Genomic DNA, 24,670 nt, shown 5'->3' on the forward strand with positions numbered 1-24,670 from the left:
AGTGGTGAGCAACCCGAATATAAAACCCAAATCGTTACGTCAGACGCTGCTTGTCAGACTCAGTCTGTTTGTCACAGGCACCGCCCTCCTTGTCTGCCTTGGCTTCATCATACTGGGCCTGTTACCAATCATTGATGACATTGCAGAGAAAGAGTTCAACAGTGCCGCCAATAATGTGGTGGCTGATCTGAATGCCTTGTTCAACCCTACCCATGCATTGCTTAAAATGAGCAGTGAATGGATAGGTGACCAAGCCCCGGATTTGGATCTACCAGACCGATTCAATAGTTACTTCCAACCGCTACTGAAACAGATCCCCCAGATTACTTCCGTCGTTGCCGGTACAACCAGTGGAAAAGGCTGGCTGTTACTTCAGCAAACTGATGGTGTCTGGCGTAATCGGATGACCAATATTGAACGCTGGGGTGATCAACATCTCATGATGATGCATCATCCCGATGGAAGCTCTACGCAAGAGTGGACTCAACTCGACTACGATGCCAGAAAACGCCCCTGGTTTATCTCAGCACAGAACAACCAGACCAAACAAACAGTAAACTGGACAGCACCCTATGTCTTTTACTCTACACGCGACCCTGGGATAACCGCTTCGATTCAAAAACAATTGAGGAATGGTGATCAACTCATCCTTGGTTTTGATCTCACCCTGCGTGATCTGTCGAACTTCACCATGAAATCCAAAGTTGGCAAACAGGGGATGACATTGGTACTTACCGACAACGAGCTCGTTCTGGCCTTGCCCCCCCAACCAGAAACAGCAGACAGCACAGAATGGCTAAAACGTGTATTACATCCTGCTGTCAACCTGGGCATACCGGCCATCAGTGATGCGTTAAAAGGCTGGCATGAAGCTGGACGTGAATTAAACAACGCCCTCAGCTTCAACTCCGAGAACCGTCGATGGTTGGCCAGCGTTCATCCTTACACCTTAGGCAATCAGCAGTTCTGGGTTGTCACCATGGCACCTGCTGACGACTTCACCCCGAACTGGCTACCCTTTGTCATGCTACTCGCGGGCGGATTGATCGTGCTACTGGCAACCGCCTTTCTGATCGCACGAAAGCAGGCTTTTTCCATTGCCAGCCCACTGGAGCGACTCGCAGCGGTGAGTCAGCGAATTGGCCAACTTGATTTCGAGGCGATCCCCGCAGTTACCAGCAACATAAAAGAGATACAACAGCTTGCATCGACACAAGACAATATGCGCAAGATGCTACAACAGAACCAACGTGCACTCGCTGAACAATCTGACCGGCTGCAGCATCAGGTCGATGCGCTACAGCAGGCTGAGGCTAATCTGCGCGAGAGTAATGCCTATAATAAAGTACTCTTTTCAGAATCCCGGATTCCACTCCTGGTGTTAGAGCCTGATACTGAAATTATCGTCGATTGCAATCTCGCTGCCGCGAGAATATTCCATTTGGCAGACAGGGCATCGCTGTTAAATAAACACTTCGCAGACATATCATCACCGACACAATATGATGGCTTTGATTCTGCCGAATCGGCCAAGGGTCATATCAAACTCGCTCAACTGAAAGGCTCTCACCTGTTCGAGTGGCGATACACATATCCTGATGGAAAATCCTGGGACGCCGAGGTGCATCTGATGGATTTTGCATTTGAATCAAGGCCGTTGCTACAAGCCAGCCTTCTTGATATCACGGATCGCCGGGCCACGGCTGATGAGATCAATAAACTGGCCTTTTATGACACCCTCACTCGGCTACCCAACCGGCGACTTTTCCTCGACCGACTTCAACAGGCGCTGTCTGGCTCGCGTAAAGAACATGAAGGTGCGCTATTAATTATTGACCTGGATGATTTCAAGTCACTCAATGACACAATGGGGCACGATAAAGGCGACCTGCTTCTGCAAAAATTTGCCCAGCGCCTTTCTGAATGCATACCAGAGGGTGACACGGCCGCCCGACTGGGAAGTGATGAATTCGTTGTCATCCTCAAAGACCTCAACGGCAATTCACAAGACGCGGCAACCGTGGCACAAGGTGTCGCCGAAAATATTCAGGCATTGCTCCAACAACCCTTTGATCTGGCGGAACAGACCTACCATGCCACAGCCAGCATCGGTATCGCACTGTTTGGTAATCACATGGATACCACCGCAGAGCTTTTAAAACGCGCTGATCTGGCAATGAATCAGGCCAAGCGGCATGAGCAGCATAACCTCTGTTTCTTTGATCCTGGCATTCAAGATGCCGTCAACTCCAGAATGAACCTTGAGACTGATCTTCGCCAGGCCATTCAGGACAACAGTTTCAAACTCTACTATCAGCCACAGGTTGACCATCAGGGTTGCATCATAGGCGCTGAAGCACTTATTCGCTGGCCACATCCAACACGGGGGATGGTATCACCCGCCGAGTTTATTCCTGCTGCCGAGCAGATTGGATTGATCCTCCCAATAGGTCACTGGGTATTGGAGAGTGCCTGTCAACAGCTCGTGCTATGGTCAAAAGATAGCGTTTTAGAAAAGATGACATTGGCAGTCAATGTCAGTGCCGTACAGTTCAGAAAAACCGATTTCGTTAAACAGATCCTAGCTATCCTAGATCGCACTGGCGCCAATCCTAAACGGCTCAAGCTGGAACTTACAGAAAGCATGTTGCTGCATGACCTGGAGGGCATTATCAGCAAGATGGCTACCCTGAAGGCCAGAGGCGTACTGTTCTCCCTGGATGATTTTGGCACCGGCTACTCATCGCTCTCGTACCTCAAACGATTACCACTCGATCAACTGAAGATTGATCAGTCATTCGTGCGTGACCTGTTAACTGATCCAAACGACGCAGCAATCACCAGCACAATTATTGCACTGGCTCACAGCTTGGGTTTAGAAGTGATTGCCGAAGGTGTTGAGACAGAGGCACAGCATCATTTCTTGACTACGCAAGGATGCCGTGCATTCCAAGGTTATCTATTTGGCAAACCTGGGCCGGTTGAGCAGGTGCTAAGTCGCCACATCATCACGCAAAGCCACCAAACTGTTAAAAGGGCGTTGTCATAAGCATATCGCTAGAATTGCTCGCACTTTTGGCGATAGTGGGGTTTACCGCCGGCTTTGTCAGCTCTATCGCTGGTGCGGGCGGAATGATCGCCCTGCCCGTCCTGTTAACGGTGGGCATGCCACCGCTCAATGCCCTGGCCACGAACAAATTTCAGAGCGTATTCGGCACACTCTCGTCCACCATCAACTACTTCCGTAAAGGGCACATTGATTTCTCACGCCTCTATCCGGCAATGCTGTGGTCAGGTGTGGGGGCGGTAGCCGGGACGCTCACTGTACAAAACATCAACACGCAACTATTGCAGTCACTGATTCCCTATCTGTTGATCGTGATTGCGCTTTACTTTTGGATATCGCCAAGAGCTGATGATCATGATTCACACGCACGACTTGCATCGGGCACGTTCAACTGGTCTGTGGGGGGAGGCATCGGTTTTTACGGTGGATTCTTTGGTCCAGGCATTGGCTCTTTTTTTGCCTTCGCCTTTACCAGCCTGCTGGGATATAACATGCGCCGCGCAACCGCCAATACCAAACCGTTGGTGCTGGTCACTAATGCCACCTCACTTGTTATTTTTCTATGGGGTGGCCATGTTATCTGGAGTGCCGCACTGATCATGGCGCTCACCCAAATCATGGGTGCGCGCATTGGCTCGAACATGGTGATTAAGCGTGGTGCTGCCTTGGTAAGACCCGCAATAATCATCGCCACCATCGCCATGGCGATTAAACTACTGGTCAGCGATTAAATTTCGCCCTGGAAAGAGCTATCCAACGATCATTACCAAACAGCATTCATATTCTACTTCAGCAATAATTGGCTGGCGTACTCAAATAGTCACCTAGCTTAATGGTCCTTGGCATATCTTGCCCTGAAAAACATCAACGAACGCAAGGCCATCTGCTTCGGCATAATGACCAACACATTGCCCATCACAACCAGCGCCACACCACTGGCTGCCAATACGCTCCACTGATAACCTTCAAACAGAGTGGAGATACCCAGCGCTACCAGCGGAAAAAGAACCGTCGCATAGGCGGCCTTTTCTGGCCCTATACGCCCCAGAAGCGTCAGATAACTGCCAAAGGCCAGTACAGAACCAAACAATGCCAAATAGAGTATCGACAAGTTATAAGAAAGTGTATTTTCATAGACGAAAGGAAGACCTTGCCCGGCTGCAAAAAGAAACAGTATCACTGCGCCATAGGCCATGCCGAAGGCATTACCCTGAATGACGGGCAAGCGCTGGCGCTGATTTCTAGCAGATATCATATTGCCAAGCGATGCAATAAAGGTCCCTAAAATACTCAAGACAAGCCCCTTTACGGCCCCATCACTCTGCCGTAGATTGGCGATCTCTGGCCAAAACACCAAGGCTATACCCAGTAATCCTATAACAGCTCCCGCTACCATTGAGGCGTCGATCGGTTTGCGGAAAAAGAGTGCGCTATTAACGATATTCATCAACACAATCGTCGAAAAAATAACCGCGATCAAGCCACTGGTAAGTTCGGCCGTGGCCCAGTAGAAGATCAAGTAATTGAGGCAAAACAGCATCAGCCCCTGCAGGGCCATCCAGAGATGCTGCCCTCTGTTAAAACGCATTGGCAACCCACGCAGGAGACACCAGGCGAACAGAATCACTGCAGCTATTGCAAAACGATAAGCGACAGAGAGTTCCGGGGGAACCGTACCCAACTGAAACTTGATGGCATACCAGGTAGAACCCCAGATAAATACCGCTGCAAAATAGAGACTGACTGAATGGGTGAGCATAACCTAATCCGCTTCCTGTGGACGGTAAACTTATTTTATACGCGCCTGTGATATATTATGAAAACGAATTATCATAATCCCAACAATTAGATATCGTAATGACGGACGCCGCATGAGCCGAGATATTGATATCAGCCTGATTCGCACATTTCTGGCTGTAGCCGAGAACAGCGGCATGACACGGGCCGCGCAAAGCCTGAATCTGACCCAAGGAGCAGTAAGCCAGCAGATTAAGCGCCTGGAGGCATTTTTTTCCAAGCCGTTGTTCGACCGCCGACAGAAACAGATGCAACTGACGCCGGATGGAGAAAAGCTGGTTGCTAGTGCCAATCGTCTGCTGGCGCTGAACGATGAAGTGTTACAACTGATGCGCCAGCCAGAATTCACTGGCGAAATCTTGTTAGGCGTTCCGCCTGATATCGTGCGTCCGTTCCTGCCGCCGATTCTCCGCCGCTTCAATCGTGAGTACCCCAGTATACGGGTGACCCTGATCAGTGACGCCACACCCGTGCTACTGGAGATGTTAAAAAAGAAAGAGATTGATCTGACACTGACGACAGAATCGATCCAGGGTCGTCAGGAGGAGCATCTGCTTACCGATGCACTCGTGTGGATTGGCGCACCCAATGGTGAAGCCTGTCACCGCAATCCATTGCCTGTCGCACTGGGACTTGAATCCTGCGGTTTTAGAGCCTCTGCAGCAGAAGCCCTTAATCGTGCAGGCTTAGAGTGGGTATCCATCTGTCAGGTTGGCAGCATCGAACCTGTTATCGCTTCGTTGGAAGCAGATATGGCCATCGCCCCCTATATGTCTCAAGTTATTCCTGAGACTCTCAGCACGATCGAACCCGCCACTGGTCTACCCGCATTACCCCGCTACTACATCAATCTGCGCATGCCGAATCAAGGCACACGTAAAATTGTTAAAGAGCTGGCGCAACAGATTCGCAACGGCTTCGCCATGCGCTATCCTGCCCCTTGAATTGTTTACGTGGACTATGCTTTTGACAAGCCAACTACAAACAATTAAACGAGGGGCTGAATGATTATTGCGGTCACTGGCGCCAGTGGTTTTGTCGGCACCCATCTCTGTCAAGCACTGACACAAACGGGGCATCAGCTCATCATGCTGGGACGTAATGATGTTCAACAAGATGCCACACAACTCGCCACTCAACTAAAGGGCTGTCAAGCGGTGATCAACCTGGCGGGTGAAAACATTAGCCGACGCTGGACAGCTCACTATATGAAAGCCATTTATAGTAGTCGCGTGCTTACCACACGGACACTGGTCAGTGCGATGCGACTGATGGATGAGAAACCTACCTGCTTTATTTCCACATCGGCCATAGGCGCCTTTGACAGTGAGGGTGATTACGGTGAATCAGATCCACCGAATGCCACAGACTTTCTTGGTCGTCTCTCTCACGATTGGGAAGCAAGCGCCATGGAGGCGGAATCACTGGGTGTTCGCACCTTGATATTTCGCCTTGGCCTTGTACTGGGGCGCGATGGCGGTATGATGAAACAACTACTCCCACCCTTTCGACTGGGACTTGGCGGCCCTATAGGTGACGGAAGCCAACCCTTCTCATGGATACATATCGACGATCTGGTCGGTGCCTACTTGCTGGCGCTTGGGCGAATGGAGATGTCGGGCGTCTATCATCTCTGCGCACCCGATACGACAACCAATCGCCAGTTCACTAAAACACTGGGGAGGGTGCTGCATCGGCCTACCCTGTTTCCAGTACCCAAGCTGTTACTGCAACTACTCTTTGGAAAAGGGGCCGAGGTAATGACATCAGGTCAAACATTGCATTCAGAGCGATTAAGTAGTGCCGGCTTTAACTTCAAATATGAAACAGTGGAGCAGGCTCTCATTGAGATCACAGGGAGTAAACCCGCATGAGTATAAAAACATTCCCCAAGGTGACTATTGGTATCAGCACTTGTCTGCTGGGAGAAAACGTCCGCTACGATGGTGGGCACAAGCGAGACCGCTTTATCACAGATACACTTGCAAAATACATGACATTTCAACCGGTCTGTCCTGAGATGGGCAGCGGCATGTCCACGCCAAGACCACCCATAAGATTAGCGGGTAATCCAGAAGACCCAAAAGTGTTAGGCGTAGACGACCCTACAAGGGATGTTACCCATCAAATAGAACGCTACTCAAAACGTCAGGTTAAACAGCTCGGTGATATCAGCGGCTATATCCTGAAAAAAGATTCACCGAGCTGCGGTATGACTCGTGTCAAAGTCTATCCACTCAAAGGGGGGGCAGCCGAGCGCAAGGGCGTGGGCGTCTTTGCCCGATATCTACTGAATCAACATCCACATCTGCCGGTTGAAGATGAGGGCCGACTGAATGATCCCGTATTACGTGAAAATTTTATAACCCGCATATTTGTCTATCGGCACTGGCAGGATCTAATCAATGATGGACTCACTCCAGCAGCACTCATTGATTTCCATGCACAACATAAATACCTGGTCATGGCCCACTCACAGGCCGCCTATAAACGCATGGGACAACTGTTATCCCATGTTCCAAAAAGTGCACTCAAATCAGTCAGCGAGCAATACATCGATGAGTTAATGACGGCACTGAAACGTCCTGTCAATAAAAAGGGGCATACCAACGTTCTGCAACACATCATGGGCTATTTGAAACGCAATATTGACAGTGATGACAAGGATGAACTGGTGACCAGCATTGAACGTTATCGAACAGGAGAGATACCGTTAGTAGTGCCTATTACACTACTCAATCACTATTTCCGCAGACACCCAGACCCTTACATCAATAAGCAGGTTTACCTGCAACCTCATCCGGAAAAACTGGGACTCAGGAACAACCTATAAGACCCGTTATAAAAAACTCATAATCAGCCTTATTCAGCAAGTACAGATGATTGGGGTCGACAACTAAATCGTTATCGCCGATTCACTAAATAGATGCCCACACCCACACAGATCAGGGCAAGCAAAAGCGACAGCGTCAGTGGCTCATCCAACAACAGACCACCGGCCAGTACACCGAAGATTGGTGTCAAAAAAGTAAAGGCAGAGAGTCGGCCAGCGGGATAGTGTCGTACCAACCAGAACCAGGTGAGATATGTAACGAAGCTCACCCAAACCATTTGAAACAGTAGACTGCCAATAACCAAGGGCGTTAGCGCCCCTACACTCGGTTCATTCGCAAGCCAGGAGACCCCTAATATCAACACAGCAGAAACCGACAGTTGATAGAGGAGCGTTTTGCTAGGCGCCAGTTGATTGAGGCTGCTGGCTTTGATCACGACCGTGGTAGCGCCCCACATAATCGCCGCCACAATCAGCATCAGATCCCCTGTTAGCATCACCTTGCTTGGCAGGATCAGGGCATCACCGAAGATAATGAGTACCCCGGAGAAGGCTGCAATAAGCCCCACGACCTGAATAACGCGTAACCGTTCACCTGGAATAAACAGATGTGCACCTATGGCAACCACAAAGGGCGCCATGTAGAGGAAGATGACTGCACGCGAGGCCGAGGTATACTGTAGCCCCAGAAATATCAGCAGAAACTCACCGCCAAATAGCAGGCCGGCTAATAACCCCCACCAACCAGAGCCATCACGCTCTAACACCGGCACACGGCGCAGCCCCATCCAGATCAGAATTAACAGCGTAGCACCCAGCGAACGAATGCCCGCTTGGAAGAAGGGTGGTATCGCTACACTGGCTACCTTGATCGCTACCTGCTGCAATCCCCAGCTGGCACAGAGGACAACCAGCAACACCATGGCCAAAAGATCAAGATGGGACTTGCGTTCAAGCATCGATTGAAGGTCTATTGCTGAGAACAATACTTAAAATAACGAGGATCAGTGACGCAGACCAATATAGGCACCTGCCGCCATCATAATAGAACCAGCCACCCGATTGAGGCCACGCATCGCCCGCTCAGAACGGAATTTTTTACGCGCCCAGGAGGCACTCACCGCAATCAGCATCAAGCCCAACATCAAACCGACAAGCGTGATTACAGAAGCTAACGCAATATCCTGTGAGGAGAGTACCGTTAGATCCATAAAAGTCGGCAGGAAGGCGATATAAAACAAAATTACCTTAGGATTGGATGCCGAAATTAAAAAGCCCTGCACAAAACTCATCAACTGATTAATTGATTTCACCTCGGCCGCCTCCTGCTCCAGTGTTGGCCGAGTTCGCCACATCTTCCAGCCGAGGTAAAGCAGGTAAAGGGCACCGACAACGCGTATCACGGTGAACAGACCGCTCCAATGCTCCGCAATGGCGGCCAATCCGAAACAGGCCAGGATCAGATAGATGATGTCGCTGACCGACATCCCCAGCGCCAGTGTAAAGCAGGCCGCAGCCCCTTCCGTCATGGCACGCGCCAGAATAGCGAACACGCCAGGACCCGGGGTGATCGAAAATATGAAAATGGCCAAAAAGAAGGCCAGTGCACTTTCAGTGGACATGCGCCAAAAATACTCTATAGGTTACCTACTATCGTAGTTTTCATAATACGTCATCACACGGCTAATATGCACGCTTTTGCACACTGTTCGTTATCATTCTTTTCAGTTACAGATGAAATTATCCCCTACCTCAACTGAGTTATTTGAAGACAAAAGGTAGTGTAATATGAAACGAGATTAATGCAGCCAAACCTGAGAGCATAAACAATGACCACAGAAAGCCTCCTTCCAAAAGTCACATCATGGAGAACTCCCCTGCTGGTTATTGTGGCTGGCTGCATCATCGCCATGATCGGCTTCGGCATCCGTTCCGTTTTTGGTCTGTTTCTTGAACCTATGACCACTGCGCATGGCTGGAGCCGCGAAACTTTTGCGATCGCCATGGCCATTCAGAATCTGCTCTGGGGTATTGGCGTACCCATCGCAGGAGCCCTGGCTGATCGTTATGGCCCGATGCGAGTACTCTCTGTTGGCGCAGTCATCTACGGACTGGGCGTCTGGGGTATGGCCGTCACTGATAGCAGTATGGGATTGCATCTGTTTGGCGGCCTACTCACTGGCCTGGGTATCGCCTTTACGGCTTTCTCGCTTGCCCTCGCAGCCATGGCCAAGGTAGTGGGTCCAGAACGGCGTACGCTGGTACTTGGACTTGGTACTGCAGCAGGTTCATTGGGACAGGTAATTTTCTCACCACTGGGTCAGCAGTTCATCGCGAATTATGGCTGGCAGTCCGCACTGATGATCCTTGCCGCCACGGCCCTGTTGATTATTCCCCTGTCGCTCTGCCTGCCAAATAATCAGACGCATACCGGTGAAGCCGCGTGTGATCAAACCCTCAATGAAGCCCTACGTGAAGCAATGGGACACCGGGGCTTTGTGCTTCTCACCGTCGGCTTCTTTGTCTGTGGCTTCCATGTGGCGTTCATTACGGTACACTTTCCTTCTTATGTTAAAGACCTGGGTCTCGCGCCCGAGGTCGGTGCCTATGCCCTCTCCATCATCGGTCTGTTTAATATCGCCGGGTCCTTTCTCTCTGGAGCCGCCGGTACCCGCTGGAGTAAGAAAAGTGGCTTAGCCTTCATCTATTTCACCCGCGCCATCGTTATCACCGCACTGCTACTTGCACCCAAAACGCCAATGACCATCTATCTGTTTGCCGCTGCGATGGGGATACTCTGGCTCTCCACTGTTCCCCTGACGTCCGGTATCGTTGCCCAGGTATTTGGTGTTCGCTACATGGCCACGCTCTTTGGAATCGTCTTTTTCAGTCACCAGATCGGCAGCTTCCTTGGGGTCTGGCTGGGCGGCCGTCTCTATGACACCACCGGCACCTATGATGCAATCTGGTGGGCAGGTGTGATTCTGGGACTCGTTGCGGCCTTTATCCATCTACCGATCAATGAACACCCCCTGCCCAGGCTGGCTGTCGAGTCCAGGTAACGACAATCCCAGGTTATTTTTAGGGGTACATTCCATATATGAATTTGATAGACTGATTATTTACCGTTATTTCCAGTTCCGGCAAACATATCCACAAAACGCGGCGAATCTCTTTTCGCGGTGCCGGCACGGATAGTGGGTTTATATTTGTATCACAACTGCAAGAAGGGCAATTCATGACAGCACGTACACAGATTGGCGGCCTACAGATAGCCAATGTAATCAAAGAGTTAGTTGACAACCAGATCGCACCTGGAACCGGCATAGCCCCCGAAGCCTTCTGGAATCAACTGGAACAGATCATCGCCGATCTAGGACCGAAAAACCGTGCCCTGCTTGCGAAACGGGAAGAACTACAAAAACAGATCGACGCGTGGCACCAACAGCATGCCGGCCAACCGCTGGACGCTGCAGCCTATAAGGCTTTTTTGATGGAGATCGGCTACCTCTTGCCTGAAGTGGGCGATTTCACTATCGAAACCGACAATGTCGATCCTGAAATTGCCGAGATGGCCGGCCCCCAGCTTGTAGTCCCGATCAACAATGCGCGCTACGCATTGAACGCCACCAACGCCCGCTGGGGTAGCCTGTATGATGCCCTCTATGGCACCGATGCCATTGAGCAGAGCGGTGACTTGGCGATCACCTCCGGTTACAACCCAGCGCGAGGCGCTAAAGTCATCGAAGCCGCCCGAGAGCTGCTCGACGAAGCCGTTCCACTGGCACAGGGCAGTCACAAACAGGCGACTGGATACAAAATCACTGGCGGAAAGCTCAACGTTACACTGAGTGATGGCAACAGCACGGGTCTGGCACAACCGGAAAAGCTGGCAGGCTTCACAGGCGGAGCCGCTGCACCCAATGTCATTCTGCTTAAAAATAACGGCCTGCACATTGAAATTCAGATCGATCGCACTTCTATGATTGGCAAAGACGATCCTGCTGGCATCAATGATCTGATCATGGAAGCGGCGATTACCACCATTCAAGACTGTGAAGACTCAGTGACCGCCGTTGATGCGGAAGACAAGGCGATTGTCTACAGCAACATGCTGGGCCTGATCAAAGGTGATCTGACGGCGGATATGGAGAAAGGTGGCAAGACCATCACCCGCGCACTGAACAAAGACCGCACCTACCAGACCGTCGATGGCGGCAGCCTCACCCTGCCGGGTCGTAGCCTGCTGTTTATCCGTAATGTCGGTCATCTGATGACCAACGAAGCCATCTTGGACAAGAACGGAGACGAGATCCCGGAAGGCATCATGGATGGCATGATGACTGCCCTGATTGCCCTGCATGATCTGAAAGGCGACGGCCAGTACAGCAACAGCCGCAAAGGCAGTATCTATATCGTAAAACCAAAAATGCATGGCCCCGAAGAGGTCGCCTTCACCTGCGAACTGTTCAGTCGCATTGAAGATGCCCTTGGACTGGCCCGCAACACCATGAAGGTCGGCATCATGGACGAAGAGCGTCGCACCACGGTAAACCTGAAGGCCTGTATCCATGCTGCCAAAGAACGCGTGGTCTTTATCAACACTGGCTTCCTGGATCGAACCGGTGACGAGATTCACACCAGCATGGAAGCCGGCCCAGTTGCCCGTAAAGAGCAGATGAAACAGCTCCCCTGGATCAAGGCCTATGAAGATTGGAACGTCGACAACGGCCTGCGTTGCGGCCTGCGCGGCAAGGCTCAGATCGGCAAAGGCATGTGGGCCATTCCCGATCAGATGGCCAACATGCTTGAAGCCAAGATCGCCCATCCACTGGCCGGTGCCAACACCGCCTGGGTCCCCTCACCTACTGCCGCCACACTGCATGCTACCCATTATCACAAAGTGAATGTGGCCGAGCGTCAGAACGAACTGGCATCACGAAAGATGGCCAGCCTGGATGAGATTCTGCAGATTCCCTTAAAGGGCGACCAGGTCTACAGCGCAGAAGAGATACAACAAGAGTTGGACAACAATGCTCAGGGCATCTTAGGTTACGTGGTGCGTTGGATCGACCAGGGCGTCGGCTGCTCCAAGGTGCCGGATATCAATAACGTCGGCCTGATGGAAGATCGCGCCACCCTGCGTATCTCCAGCCAGCACATTGCCAACTGGCTGCGGCATGGTATCTGTTCAGAAGCGCAGGTGATGGCGACCTTCAAGCGTATGGCACCCATTGTGGATGGTCAGAATGCCGGCGATCCCAACTACCGCAACATGGCCCCCGATTTTGACGGCGTGGCCTTTGCCGCTGCCTGCGACCTGGTGTTCAAAGGCTGTGAACAGCCCAGTGGTTATACCGAGCCAGTACTGCATGCCCGCCGCCGTGAAGCCAAGGCGAAGTATGGCCAGTAACGATAAACAGGGTCGTAACTGACCGCTAAAAAAGAAACGCCCGTCGATGACGGGCGTTTCTTTTTATGCCTGCACGCCAACCCTAAAGATTGGCGTCAACACTATCTAGTCAATCTGAGGACCGGCCGCCACCAGGCGCTTGCCTTCGGCGGTATCCGTATAGCGACCAAAGTTCTCGGCAAACAGATAAGCCAGATCCTGCGCCTTGCGATCCCACTCCTCGCCATCACTGTAGGTATCACGAGGATCCAGGATGCCACTGTCACAACCCGGCAATGCTGTTGGCACTTCGAGATTAAATACAGGAATACTCTTGGTTGGTGCACTCTCGATGGAACCATCCAGGATGGCGTCAATGATTGCGCGGGTATCTTTGATGGAGATTCGCTTGCCAGAACCGTTCCAGCCCGTATTAACCAGATAGGCGCTCGCACCCACCGTCACCATACGTTTGACCAACTCCTTGGCATACTTGGTGGGGTGTAATTTCAGGAATGCCGCACCGAAACAGGCCGAGAAGGTTGGGGTCGGCTCAGTGATACCACGCTCGGTACCCGCCAACTTGGCGGTGAAACCCGACAGGAAGTGATACTCGGTCTGATCAGGGGTCAACTTGGAAACCGGCGGCAACACACCAAAGGCATCAGCAGTAAGGAAGATCACTTTCTGTGCATGACCTGCCGCAGAGACGGGCTTAACAATATTCTCAATATGATAGATGGGGTAGCTGACCCGAGTATTTTCAGTACTGGAACCATCACTGAAGTCGATCTTACCTTCAGCATCTACTGCAACATTTTCCAGCAGGGCATCCCGCTTAATCGCGTTATAGATATCCGGCTCATTCTCTTTACTGAGATTGATTGTCTTTGCATAACAGCCACCTTCAAAATTAAAGATGCCATCATCATCCCAACCATGCTCATCATCACCGATCAAAGCCCGCTTCGGATCCGCTGACAAGGTGGTCTTACCCGTACCCGAGAGACCGAAGAAGATCGCCACATCCCCCTTTTCACCCACATTGGCCGAGCAGTGCATGGAGGCAATACCGCGCAGCGGCAACAGGAAGTTCATCACCGAGAACATACCCTTCTTCATCTCACCGCCGTACCAGGTGCCGCCAATCAGCTGCATCTTCTCGGTCATGTTGAAGGTTACAAAGTTCTCACTATTGAGGCCCTGACGCTCCCAGTTGGGATTGGTCACCTTGGCACCGTTCAGCACGACAAAATCGGGCTTAAAGTTTTCCAGTTCCTCGTCACTGGGACGGATAAACATATTCTTCACGAAGTGTGCTTGCCAAGCCACTTCGGTAATAATGCGTACACCCAGACGGGTATTTACATTGGCGCCACAGTAGGCATCAACAACAAACAGCCGTTTATTGGAGAGCTGTTTTGTCACCAGATCTTTTAACTCTTCCCAGGTCTCCTGGGAGAGGGTCTTATTGTCATTCTTGCCTTGATGTGACCACCAGAGGGTATCCTCGGTCATCGCGTCACTGACAATATATTTATCTTTTGGAGATCGGCCGGTAAAGATACCGGTATCGACGGACACAGCGCCCAATTCGGTCACAACCCCTTTCTCATAACCCTCAAGGTCAGGGCGGGTCTCCTCCTCAAACAACAGTTCGTAGGATGGGTTGTATACAATTTCAGCAACATCGTTGATGCCATACTGGCTGAGGTCAACTTTTGCTGCAAGGTCACTGGTAGCCATATCCACTTCTCTCTCCTGGAAAGTTTAAAAAATAAGTCTCGGTATTCATTCCAGTTGGGTCTTCGGCATTCCTTCCACCGAACCCCACCGTTATTTCAAACGATGCGCCATAATCACCGTTAAATGTACGGTATTCTGGCTACAGTCAGCACTAATCGCTCAAAACTGAAAATACCATCGAATGCTTTATGGCCACATCAAACCGCATCTAATTGATATTTTTATAAAAAAACGCCGAAAAACAAAACCCCACACCGCATAAGCACGGATCTTATGCAGCGCCCACCTTGGGGCATAAGAACTTCATTACCCAATGACGGTAGTACTGGCTAATTTCTTTATATAAACGATAAGCCCTCTTTATAGGACCATTATGTTATACCCGTCGACCAGGGGCAACCAGTTGATTAAACATAACGAAACAGACTAATCGCATAGCCTTTGATTCTTATGTGATTTAATGCACAGCCCCTATACTTTACCCTCACCTGATCACTCACCAGGAAGGGATGAACATGAATAGAAGCGACCCAATTCACTACATTATCGTCCCGGGCTATCAGAATTCTGGCCCCGATCACTGGCAGACGCTTTGGGAGAAACGGCTTCTCAACAGCCGCCGAAACCAGCCCAGCAGTTGGGATCATCCCGAACATGATGACTGGGTCATCGCACTCAACAGGGCCGTAGACAGCACCACAGACCCTATCATCTTCATCGCCCACAGCCTAGGCACCATCACCGTAGCTGAATGGGCCCGCCAATATGCCTCTGACAGGATTATAGGTGCCTTACTTGTCGCCATCCCCGACGTACAACGACCGGATTTACCAGAAGTCATACAGGGGTTTTCCAACCCAATACTCGAGCCACTCCCCTTCCCCGCAATCGCCGTATTGAGTAACAATGATCCCTACGCTGCCTTATCAAGGGGACGCCTGCTAGCAGAACGCTTCGGTGCACAGATACAAGAGATCGGCAACTATGGGCATATCAACCATGAATCAGGGCTCGGCGAATGGGAAATCGGGTTAAAATGGCTCGACCAACTTATTCAGTTCAATACTCAGCAACACCAATCAGGGAAAACCAGGACGGGATAAACCCTATAGGGTGGCCCTTCTTCTTGTACTGTCTACTTGGCTTACATTGATTGCAGATAGATTTTTTGCGGCCGAAATAATGCAAAAAGAAACAGGGGGGGGGAATCGAATTAAAACTGCTTACAAGAAGTATACTGACCAACTTATTATTCTTGTGGTTAAACTATAAAGATGGGGTCCCGATAAGCCGATCCAGTATCCCCTAATCAAGATCATGGCAACCCGTAAAAAATAGTCTACTGTTTGAGTAGCGTACAACAACAAGGTCAACCAGATGCGCAATTCACAAACCGGATTACATTCAGCTCGCATTCTCCTGTTTGCCATGATCGGAACAGTAATAACCTACCAAACTGTTGCCTTCGCTCAGAATAGATCCGCAAGTGTCATGGAGAAACTGGATAAGGATCAGGACGGCAAGATCAGCCGCAAAGAGTGGCGTAAAAAAAATATTTTTGCTGAAGTCGATCTGGATAAAGACGGCTCCATTTCACTGAATGAACTAAAACAACGCTTTGGTGAAACCGAAGAGAGCAATAACGAAGACCGACCTGACCCTGTTTCCATGGCCGCTATTCGTCGCTCCAAACTCGATGATGTCATACACCAAAAGAGTCGCGGACTGTTTGAGACAGGGCTTAAGCCCATCTGGCGTGATGATGTGATCTGTCGCGGCATTGATGAGTGGTATGGAAAGGATTACACACCGGTAAGACCAAAAGAATCCTATCACGGCGGAATTGACCTGCCCGCCCCCTTTGGCACACCGGTATTGGCCATCATGGATGGTGAAGTGATCGCCCTTTATGAAGGCAAGAAGAACCCTCGGGGTATCGAAGTGGTTCTACGCCACACCCCGGAAGAGAGCGGCCTGCCGTTCTACCTATACTCTCGCTATACCCACTTCGACAGTATGCCGAAGTTGATAAAAGGGCAGCAGATAAAAATGGGGGAGGTTATTGGCGAGACAGGTAATACCGGTGTACAGGGTTGTGAATTAAAAGGAATACCCTGTAAACGCCCCCGTCGATCGGTAACACACTACGACATCCTCTACTCAATCAGTGAAAAATACTACGACACTGGCAATATATTGGTTCCCTTTGAGGCTCACTGGATGGATCCGATCGCCCTGTACCGAAAACAGCCTCCGTTTGACTCACACTCAATGCGGGCGCTACCGGAGGTAGAAAAAATGATTGCCATTTCATACAAACTGGACAGTGGCGAATACTATCCCGCCGATACCAAAATGATCTGGCCCTATAGCTGCAGAAAAAAGTAACTATAGACTTCGCTAGCATTTTGATGGCATGGACACATCATGAAGCACATCTGGCCACGTCTTTACCAAAGAATACGCAATAGCATCCAGGTTGAATCGGATGAAGTACAGGCCCTCCTCTGGTCATTCAGCTATTTCTTTGCCTTGCTCTGCAGTTATTACATTATCCGCCCCATGCGAGATGAGATGGGCATCCTGGGGGGCGTTGAAAATCTGCAGTGGCTCTTCACGGGCACCCTGTTGGCCATGACGGCGGCGATTCCTTTATTCGGCTGGGTCAGTTCACGCTTTCCACGCCGGCAGTTCCTTCCCTATGTCTACCTATTTTTCATCGGATCACTGTTGCTGTTTTACGCCCTGATGAATGAGCAAAACATTTCGATATACATGGCACGGACCTTTTTCATCTGGGCCAGTGTATTCAATCTGTTTGTTGTCTCAGTCTTCTGGAGCTTCATGGCCGATATCTACAGCAATGCGCAGGCCCGTCGACTGTTTGGTTTTATTGCAGCAGGTGGGACCGTAGGCGCTCTTGCCGGCCCGGCCATTACCACACTGCTGGTTGAACCGATCGGTCCCAGAAATCTGCTGTTAATCTCTGCACTCTTTCTCTCATGGGCGATTCTCTGCATCATCCGGCTATCACGCTGGTCTAAAACACAATCTCCCGAGCCAACTGACGCCACGAAAAATGTAGAGGAAGAGGCCATTGGCGGGAGTATCTGGGACGGTATACGACTGGTCATCCGGTCACCTTATCTACTGGGGATCTGCCTATTGATGTTGCTCTTCACCACATTAGCAACATTTCTGTACCTGATGCAGGCACAGATCATTCGAGATGCCCTGGTTGATTCAGCTCAACGCACAGCACTGTTTGCCCAAATAGATCTGGCAGTCAACGCACTCACCCTCATACTGCAACTATTCCTCACCAGCCGACTGATAAAGTGGCTCAATCTACCCGTTGTACTGGCACTTATTCCACTTTTGCTTGCCATAGGATTCATACTGTTGGGATTTGCACCCATACTATCCCTGTTAATTATCGTCCAGGTGATACGTCGGGCAGGCAACTACGCCATCATGCGTCCGGCCCGGGAGATGCTCTATGTAGTACTCAGCAAAGAGGAGAAGTATAAGGCAAAAAATGTCATCGACACGGTTGTTTACCGAACAGGTGATGCCGTCAGTGCCTGGATCTACAGTGGCATGCGCACCCTGGGTATCAGCCTGTCTGGGATTGCATTCATTGCAGTACCACTGGCACTAGTATGGGCATGGGTCGCCTACAAGCTCGGCAGAGAACAGCAAATAAAGGCTGAAGTGGCCCACGTTAAATGAGGCAAATAATATGATTGACAAAAACCTGATAAGTCGCCGTCAGTTCATCTATCTCAGTAGTTACTTGGCCGCTGGTCTTGTCCTGCCAATAGAGACATTCGCAGCTGATCAACAGATCTATAAAACTATTCCAAAGAGTGGAGAACAGCTCCCTGTAATCGGCATGGGCACATCCCGCACCTTTGAAGCACGTAATGACCCTGCTCTGCTTGCTCAACTGCAACAAGTGATGCAGACATTTTTTGATCTGGGGGGCGGCATGATCGACTCATCACCCATGTACGGCTCCGCACAGCAAGTCATTGGAACGCTCCTACCAAACATTAAAGGCGATAAAAAGCTGTTTTCCGCGACCAAGGTCTGGATTGACGGACAGCAGGCGGGTATTGAACAGATGGAAACATCACGCCAGCAATGGGGCATCAAACAGTTTGATTTGATGCAGATCCACAACCTGGTGGATTGGCAAAACCATCTGGAGACACTTAACCAGCTGAAAACCGATGGGAAGATCCGTTATACCGGTATCACCACTTCACATGGCAGATCACACAATCAACTGGAACGTATCCTTAAACAGCATGACTTTGATTTTCTTCAATTGACATACAACATCGGTGACCGCGAGGTGGAGTCCAATTTATTACCCTTGGCACAAGAACGGGGTATCGCTGTCATCATTAACCGTCCCTATCAGCGTGGCTCACTTTTCCGCCAAGTCAAGGGCAAAGCACTCCCGGAATGGGCAAAGGAGTTTGACTGCAACAGTTGGGGACAATACTTTCTAAAGTTTGCCGTATCACACCCTGCAGTGACCTGCGCCATACCGGCTACCACTAAAGCAAAGCATATGATTGACAATATGCAGGCCGGCAAAGGTCGACTACCAAATAAGAAGCAACGCGAAATGATGATCAAGTACCTTGGATCGATTTAGGCTTTTTAAAGAGGGAAGCGTGCGCGCCCTTAGTGACAATATAGACGCCCTAACTATTCTATACTTACTTTATACGCGAGATTAATCATCATGGTCTCGTCTTCTGTAATTACGCTGATCAAATCCTTCCGAGTTCAGTTGCCGCTGCATTTCGCTTTTATAGCCTCCTGACCGCCAAATTCTTTTGGCTTCATCTTCATCACCACTGCGATGGCATTCAGCACAATTTTCATAGTCCCTGATACCCTCTTCAAAATGCTCCTCACGGATTTTTGAACGAGAGTGTTCATGACATCCATAGCAGGTGTATTTCGTATAGTCGTTATTAATATGACAGGTTGCACATTCCGTTGTGTGATCACGGTCAAAACGGAAATACTTGTCGTGCTCGAACGTGGCCGGGAGCCATGCATCATTGCTATGACACTGTGCACAGTTACCCGTGATCTTTAGGTGGAACGCATCCCCTGGATTGCTGTGGCAGCTGTCACACTGATCCTGTACTGAAGTTTGCAGAAGCTCATGGGAAAACTGTCCAATGGGCCTGAATGGCTGAACACCCTTGTGTTCGCTATGGCACGCAACGCAATCATCCTCGACCAACTTCTGATGAAATGCGACATTCTTCTGCTCTTTATCAATTATGACCCCTTTGGTTGTCTTGATACCGATATCAGCGACCGAATGACAGGAAATGCACTGCTGAGCCGTGCTGCCGATGAAAGGGGTATGGCAGGCAAAGCAGTCGTTTGCAAGTTCAATATGTGCCTCAACAGGTTTTCCCGGACTGATCATTAGGTGTGGTGCAAAGATTGCCAACAGAACGAGTACAATCAAGTTCAGCGCAACAATAAAGGTGATTCGTTTTTTATTCATTTCCATTGCCAGAAAAGAAAGATGCTAAGAATATGTGTCAAACCCAGTACAGCAAAAGCAAGCGTGATCGGTAAATGAATGGTACGCCACTGCTTCATCAAATCGTAAGTTGTGGCATCCCAAAAGAGTTTTTTATCTACTTCTTCAGCAGAAAACCCTTGTTGATTATAAATCTCCTTTTTTTCGGCAAGGAAACGTTTAGAACGATCAAGAAGGTATTTACCCGTCATACCACTGATGACGTTAGTTAACATGGCTATCAACGCGAGCCAGGGCAGAATGGCATAAACGTGAATCCCGGCATGTACTAGAATAAACAGCGCGCCAATCCATGTCAGGGTTTCGTGTATCGTCAGCAGTGTTTTTGGTTTACCAAAGCTGATCTTTTTTCGCTTGCGTAGTGAGTATATAAATGACGAGAGAATCAACAGAGTTCCAGGTATGCCAAGCCAGCGTCCGATCCAGGCAAGTTCAAACTGATGCAATAGGGCATCTGATATGATGGTAGCCAAGATCAGAGCGCCGAACATCAGCAGGAATGGCATAACTTCTTTTCTTATGAGTGAGCGTTGCATGATGATTCTCTAAGCTGCCAGTGTCAGATTATTTTTTGGTCTGGTTATACACAATAAGCAGTTGCCTGATTCCACATCGGCATCCGCCTGCTGACTATATTCTACTTCACCCGATTCAATAGCCGTTTGACAGCTACCGCAACTACCGGCACGACAACCGGATTGGACATCGATGCCCTGAGCTTCAGCAAACTCCAGCAGTGACTCTGCATTCTGATCCCAGGTAATTTTCTTCCCAGATTTGCTAAAGGTAATATTGATATCCTTATCTACCGATTGACTGGCTTTAGTTTTCACTCTGACTTGTCGTACCAGTGTGGCGGGACCGAAAGATTCGTAATAGACATCCCGGCTCTGCACGCCTAACTCTGATAAACCAGGAACCAATGTCTCCATCATTGGTTTGGGACCACAGATATAAAATTGATAACGCTGAAGCTTAAGTGTGGCACGTAAGAGAGAGATATCCACTCGTCCCCTGTGCTGATAATCAACGCCCTCCACCTCCTGTACAGTAGGACGGCTAAAACAGCAATGTAAATGAAAACGGCTATGCGCTTTGGCCAGTGAACGAAGATGCTCTTGCATCACCAATTCACTGCTATTACGTACACCATAGAACAACCAGATTTCTCTCTGACTGCCACTCTCCAGTAAAGTATTAAGTATACTGAGCATTGGAGTGATGCCGATCCCACCACCAATCAACACCACTGGCAGCGCTTCCTCTTCTATCAGATGGAAGTGGCCAGAGGGTGCGCGAATTTGTAGGCGTGCCCCCTCCTCCACATGATCATGAAAATAGTTTGATGAAACACCGGGAGAAAGCTCTGGCCGGTTGTCTGGAGACGGTACCCGTTTGATAGAGACCCGATAATAATCGGGATGGTAGTTATCAGAAAGAGAGTAACAACGTATGACCGTTTTTTCCTGGCCGGTGGCAAGGTCCGGAATCAAAAGCTTGAAAGTAAGAAATTGCCCCGGCTTGAATTGCGGCAGGGGTTGGCCATCAATGGGTTTAAGATAGAATGAACAGATTGATGCCTGTGTGTCTTCAATCTGTCGACGTATTACAATAAATTCCCTAAACCCTTTCCATCCAGTGTCTTCATTTAGCAATGCAGCGCCCTGACTATCGGCATGTTCTGTCTCAAAGGCAGACTCGCCAGCTTTATTTTTAAACGTCCTGTGCCGGCGATAGAGACCGAGCATCATACTCATGCCGACTTGGGCAAGGATCACAACAAATATGATTAATGCTAGGTATCCGATTGTCATGTAAGCGCATCCTTATCCACATTACGAAGCATGGTCTTTTCGTTAGCTAAACTTAGCATGGGCTTTATGAAATGAAGCTGAAAATACCGACCAAATGGTTGGGGAAATGATCGCTGTTTGTCTGTAGCAAGTGACCTGCATCACTTGCAAGTGGTTCTTTGAACAGAATGAATCAAGATAGGGGCTAATGGATGATGTGATGAAATATTGCAGCCTATTTAATAAAAATGGGGTTAGGTAATTGTTACGATCATACCTCCCAAAGAAACCAGAAATAAGAATTGTTATTGTATAGAGATTTGTTAGCAGAAAGGCGGGATGGCAGCTGATCTTGATGACCCCACTGTAACAATTTCAGTGGGGGTTTATTATTTAGCTACTTATTGTCCTGTATAGGGCAAGAGTGTCAGCTCTACCCGACGATTCTGTTGTCGACCTGTGGCGTTACTATTACTGGCAATTGGGCGAGTTTCACCGTAGCCAACGCTATCGATACGAACAGCTTGAACGCCATTGGCAATTAATATATTACTGACGGCATTGGCGCGCCGCTGTGACAAATCCTGATTATAGGCATCTGAACCCGTACTGTCTGTGTGCCCCGCCACTTCAATCATTGTTGATTTATACTCTTTTAATACGAGACCTACTGAACCGAGTGTTTCGACAAAATTTGGATTCACATCTGACCGATCTACAGCGAAAGTGATATTACTGGGCATATTCAAGATGATGTTATTGCCATCCCGCGTCACACTCACACCAGTATTCTCCAACTGCTGGCGAAGCTTGGCCTCCTGAACATCCATATAATAGCCCACACCACCACCGGCAATCGCACCGATACCCGCACCCTTTAGCGCCCGCTCTTTTCTCTTTTTCTTATCTTTTGATGTAGCGATGCCTAATACAGCACCAACAGCCGCACCGATGGCAGCCCCTTTTGTAGCACTGGATGTCTTCTCTTCTCGGGTATAGGGATCGACGGTCGTGCAGGCCTGAATCATGATTACCGAGGCGACCAAACTGCAGGTTAGTATTTTCTTATTCATAAACACTCCAATAGCTTGCGAAGAGAACCCAAAGATAGTTCATCATGCGTTACCACTAAGATCTGTTAGCAATATATCCGGTCACAATAAATATCCTGTCATATTAGCGATAATCGCATAAATTCTTTCACGCAAGTAGATAGGACTTCACACTTATGCCAAATAGATGATGGCATTTACAACATACCACATGGAAAAAGTGGCCAGGGCAGATTATACCCACTGCACAATTCTCACACTGCCCCCAATATTTTTCTATAATTCTATGTCAGCGGTAATATTCACCCGATACTATCCCTAATGCACCCTTACATCATTAATTTGGGTTGATAACATGGAAAAAGCGTCCCATCTTCTCAATTTGACAAAGGGTTTAATTTACCCGGCATTTCTGGGAGCAGCACTCCTCTGGTTTTCTGAGTTTGTTGTTAACTACATTGATAAAGATCACTTGATCGGGTTACTAGAGGAGCCCATCTTCTATCTGGCTACCTGGTATTTACTCTATTTCTTTGTGCCTTTCACCAATCTTTATCGAAGCAAATTTGTTTCAAATTACCGCAAAAGCTCTTTTGCACTTGATCTTATCGATGTCCTGATTATATTTCTTGCTTTTTATAATCTAGGTCTCGTAGGCGATCATCCGGCGAACCTGGATGCCGTATATATCCTGCTGATCTTTATTCCAGCGGTCGGATTAATCAGCAATGATATTGTCAATAACTGGGAGTACTGGAAAGTGGCACTCTCGATGACGGCACTTCTCCTGTTTCTACTCTTTGGGCTAATTGGCAGTGCATCAGCATTAACAAATTTCTTTTTTATTTGCATCCTATATTCACTGTTACTTTTTTATCTTTTGTTTACTTTTGATAGTTAAGTGCCACTACAAACATAAGGAGATTCAATGATTCATATTCGCGATATCGACCATCTCGTGCTACGCATTTCTGATCTTGATGCCATGCTGCACTTTTATTGCAGCGCTCTGGGTTGTACGATGGAAAGGTGCAAAGATGATATAGGTCTCGTTCAATTACGCGCTGGTCGCTCACTCATTGATCTTGTGCCTATCGATGGTCAACTTGGTAGAGAAGGTGGTATGGCACCTGGTAAGGAGGGGCGTAATATGGCGCATTTTTGTCTGCGTATCGATCCGTTTGAAGAATCGGCCATACGTGCCCATCTTGAAGAATTTGATATCGAGGTTGGCAGCGTCGAACAACGCTATGGCGCTGAAGGTGTAGGCCCTTCTCTCTATCTCACTGACCCTGAAGGCAATGTGGTTGAACTGAAAGGGCCACCCACCAACAGCGCTGAGTGAAAGATTAGACATTATCCCATAAAGCCGTAACGATAGATCACCATTAGACTTCCCATAAAAC

21 protein-coding genes are annotated in these 24,670 nt (G+C 49.2%); 13 read left to right on the forward strand and 8 right to left on the reverse strand.

What is annotated here, in order from left to right; translation table 11 throughout:
• The first annotated feature begins 4 nt into the window (after positions 1 to 4).
• Both FHP88_RS03120 and FHP88_RS03125 read left to right on the forward strand, forming a co-directional pair.
• Complete coding sequence (locus FHP88_RS03120) at positions 5 to 3,049, forward strand: EAL domain-containing protein (RefSeq protein WP_260843146.1); 3,045 nt, start codon at positions 5 to 7, stop codon at positions 3,047 to 3,049.
• A gap of 14 nt (positions 3,050 to 3,063) precedes the next feature.
• Entirely contained in the window at positions 3,064 to 3,798 is a 735-nt protein-coding gene (locus tag FHP88_RS03125) for a TSUP family transporter (protein WP_144357530.1), read from the forward strand.
• Positions 3,799 to 3,896: 98 nt separating this feature from the next.
• Here the strand turns inward: FHP88_RS03125 and FHP88_RS03130 are convergent, their stop codons facing one another.
• Positions 3,897 to 4,826, reverse strand: a complete 930-nt coding sequence (locus FHP88_RS03130) for a DMT family transporter (protein WP_144357531.1) — start codon at positions 4,824 to 4,826, stop codon at positions 3,897 to 3,899.
• A gap of 112 nt (positions 4,827 to 4,938) precedes the next feature.
• On the opposite strand from FHP88_RS03130, the gene FHP88_RS03135 reads away from it, so the two are divergent.
• From FHP88_RS03135 to FHP88_RS03145, 3 genes are read left to right on the forward strand one after another with little or no spacing between them, the layout of a single operon-like run.
• On the forward strand, positions 4,939 to 5,808 hold the full coding sequence (locus FHP88_RS03135; RefSeq protein WP_144357532.1) for a LysR family transcriptional regulator: 870 nt from the start codon (positions 4,939 to 4,941) through the stop codon (positions 5,806 to 5,808).
• Positions 5,809 to 5,868: 60 nt separating this feature from the next.
• On the forward strand, positions 5,869 to 6,738 hold the full coding sequence (locus FHP88_RS03140; RefSeq protein ID WP_144357533.1) for a TIGR01777 family oxidoreductase: 870 nt from the start codon (positions 5,869 to 5,871) through the stop codon (positions 6,736 to 6,738).
• Positions 6,735 to 7,697, forward strand: a complete 963-nt coding sequence (locus tag FHP88_RS03145; RefSeq protein WP_144357534.1) for a YbgA family protein — start codon at positions 6,735 to 6,737, stop codon at positions 7,695 to 7,697. The genes FHP88_RS03140 and FHP88_RS03145 overlap by 4 nt, the downstream gene beginning before the upstream one ends.
• 71 nt (positions 7,698 to 7,768) lie before the next feature.
• Here FHP88_RS03145 and FHP88_RS03150 read toward each other — a convergent pair whose 3' ends face one another.
• Positions 7,769 to 8,656 carry a DMT family transporter gene (locus FHP88_RS03150; protein WP_144357535.1) on the reverse strand — a complete coding sequence of 296 codons (888 nt, stop codon included), beginning with the start codon at positions 8,654 to 8,656 and terminating at the stop codon, positions 7,769 to 7,771.
• Between the two features lie 45 nt (positions 8,657 to 8,701).
• Positions 8,702 to 9,319 carry a LysE family translocator gene (locus FHP88_RS03155; RefSeq protein WP_144357536.1) on the reverse strand — a complete coding sequence of 206 codons (618 nt, stop codon included), beginning with the start codon at positions 9,317 to 9,319 and terminating at the stop codon, positions 8,702 to 8,704.
• Between the two features lie 207 nt (positions 9,320 to 9,526).
• Between FHP88_RS03155 and FHP88_RS03160 the strand changes: the two genes are divergently transcribed.
• Together FHP88_RS03160 and FHP88_RS03165 are read left to right on the forward strand one after the other, a co-directional pair.
• Positions 9,527 to 10,759, forward strand: a complete 1,233-nt coding sequence (locus tag FHP88_RS03160) for an MFS transporter (protein WP_186297577.1) — start codon at positions 9,527 to 9,529, stop codon at positions 10,757 to 10,759.
• Between the two features lie 176 nt (positions 10,760 to 10,935).
• Positions 10,936 to 13,110 (forward strand): malate synthase G, encoded by a 2,175-nt coding sequence (locus tag FHP88_RS03165; RefSeq protein WP_144357537.1) that lies wholly within the window; start codon positions 10,936 to 10,938, stop codon positions 13,108 to 13,110.
• Between the two features lie 105 nt (positions 13,111 to 13,215).
• On the opposite strand, the gene pckA is transcribed toward FHP88_RS03165, so the two are convergent.
• The gene (gene pckA / locus FHP88_RS03170) at positions 13,216 to 14,835 is read right to left on the reverse strand and encodes a phosphoenolpyruvate carboxykinase (ATP) (protein WP_144357538.1); all 1,620 of its coding nucleotides are present in this window, start codon (positions 14,833 to 14,835) and stop codon (positions 13,216 to 13,218) included.
• Between the two features lie 515 nt (positions 14,836 to 15,350).
• Between pckA and FHP88_RS03175 the strand changes: the two genes are divergently transcribed.
• The 4 genes from FHP88_RS03175 (at position 15,351) to FHP88_RS03190 (ending at position 19,504) form a co-directional block, all read left to right on the forward strand.
• The gene (locus FHP88_RS03175; protein WP_186297578.1) at positions 15,351 to 15,938 is read left to right on the forward strand and encodes an RBBP9/YdeN family alpha/beta hydrolase; all 588 of its coding nucleotides are present in this window, start codon (positions 15,351 to 15,353) and stop codon (positions 15,936 to 15,938) included.
• 274 nt (positions 15,939 to 16,212) lie between these two features.
• Positions 16,213 to 17,223 carry a peptidoglycan DD-metalloendopeptidase family protein gene (locus tag FHP88_RS03180; protein ID WP_144357540.1) on the forward strand — a complete coding sequence of 337 codons (1,011 nt, stop codon included), beginning with the start codon at positions 16,213 to 16,215 and terminating at the stop codon, positions 17,221 to 17,223.
• Between the two features lie 39 nt (positions 17,224 to 17,262).
• Complete coding sequence (locus FHP88_RS03185; RefSeq protein WP_144357541.1) at positions 17,263 to 18,567, forward strand: NTP/NDP exchange transporter; 1,305 nt, start codon at positions 17,263 to 17,265, stop codon at positions 18,565 to 18,567.
• Positions 18,568 to 18,577: 10 nt separating this feature from the next.
• Positions 18,578 to 19,504 carry an aldo/keto reductase gene (locus FHP88_RS03190; RefSeq protein ID WP_144357542.1) on the forward strand — a complete coding sequence of 309 codons (927 nt, stop codon included), beginning with the start codon at positions 18,578 to 18,580 and terminating at the stop codon, positions 19,502 to 19,504.
• Between the two features lie 81 nt (positions 19,505 to 19,585).
• Here the strand turns inward: FHP88_RS03190 and FHP88_RS03195 are convergent, their stop codons facing one another.
• The 4 genes from FHP88_RS03195 to FHP88_RS03210 form a co-directional block, all read right to left on the reverse strand.
• Positions 19,586 to 20,380, reverse strand: a complete 795-nt coding sequence (locus FHP88_RS03195) for a cytochrome c3 family protein (RefSeq protein ID WP_186297579.1) — start codon at positions 20,378 to 20,380, stop codon at positions 19,586 to 19,588.
• Entirely contained in the window at positions 20,377 to 20,955 is a 579-nt protein-coding gene (locus tag FHP88_RS03200) for a hypothetical protein (protein WP_144357544.1), read from the reverse strand. The genes FHP88_RS03195 and FHP88_RS03200 overlap by 4 nt, the downstream gene beginning before the upstream one ends.
• Positions 20,956 to 20,964: 9 nt before the next feature.
• Complete coding sequence (locus FHP88_RS03205; protein ID WP_144357545.1) at positions 20,965 to 22,233, reverse strand: 2Fe-2S iron-sulfur cluster-binding protein; 1,269 nt, start codon at positions 22,231 to 22,233, stop codon at positions 20,965 to 20,967.
• Positions 22,234 to 22,613: 380 nt separating this feature from the next.
• Positions 22,614 to 23,285, reverse strand: coding sequence for an OmpA family protein (locus FHP88_RS03210; protein WP_144357546.1), 672 nt, complete (start codon positions 23,283 to 23,285; stop codon positions 22,614 to 22,616).
• Between the two features lie 334 nt (positions 23,286 to 23,619).
• Here FHP88_RS03210 and FHP88_RS03215 point away from each other — a divergent pair, with 334 nt between their 5' ends.
• A complete protein-coding gene (locus FHP88_RS03215; RefSeq protein ID WP_144357547.1) occupies positions 23,620 to 24,165 on the forward strand; it encodes a hypothetical protein in 546 nt (181 codons plus the stop codon).
• Positions 24,166 to 24,192: 27 nt separating this feature from the next.
• Positions 24,193 to 24,609: a VOC family protein gene (locus FHP88_RS03220; RefSeq protein ID WP_144357548.1), complete on the forward strand. Its 417-nt coding sequence runs from the start codon at positions 24,193 to 24,195 to the stop codon at positions 24,607 to 24,609.
• The last annotated feature ends 61 nt before the right edge of the window (positions 24,610 to 24,670 follow it).

The sequence above is a fragment of the Sedimenticola selenatireducens genome, from assembly GCF_007625115.1.
Taxonomy (GTDB): domain Bacteria; phylum Pseudomonadota; class Gammaproteobacteria; order Chromatiales; family Chromatiaceae; genus Sedimenticola; species Sedimenticola selenatireducens_A.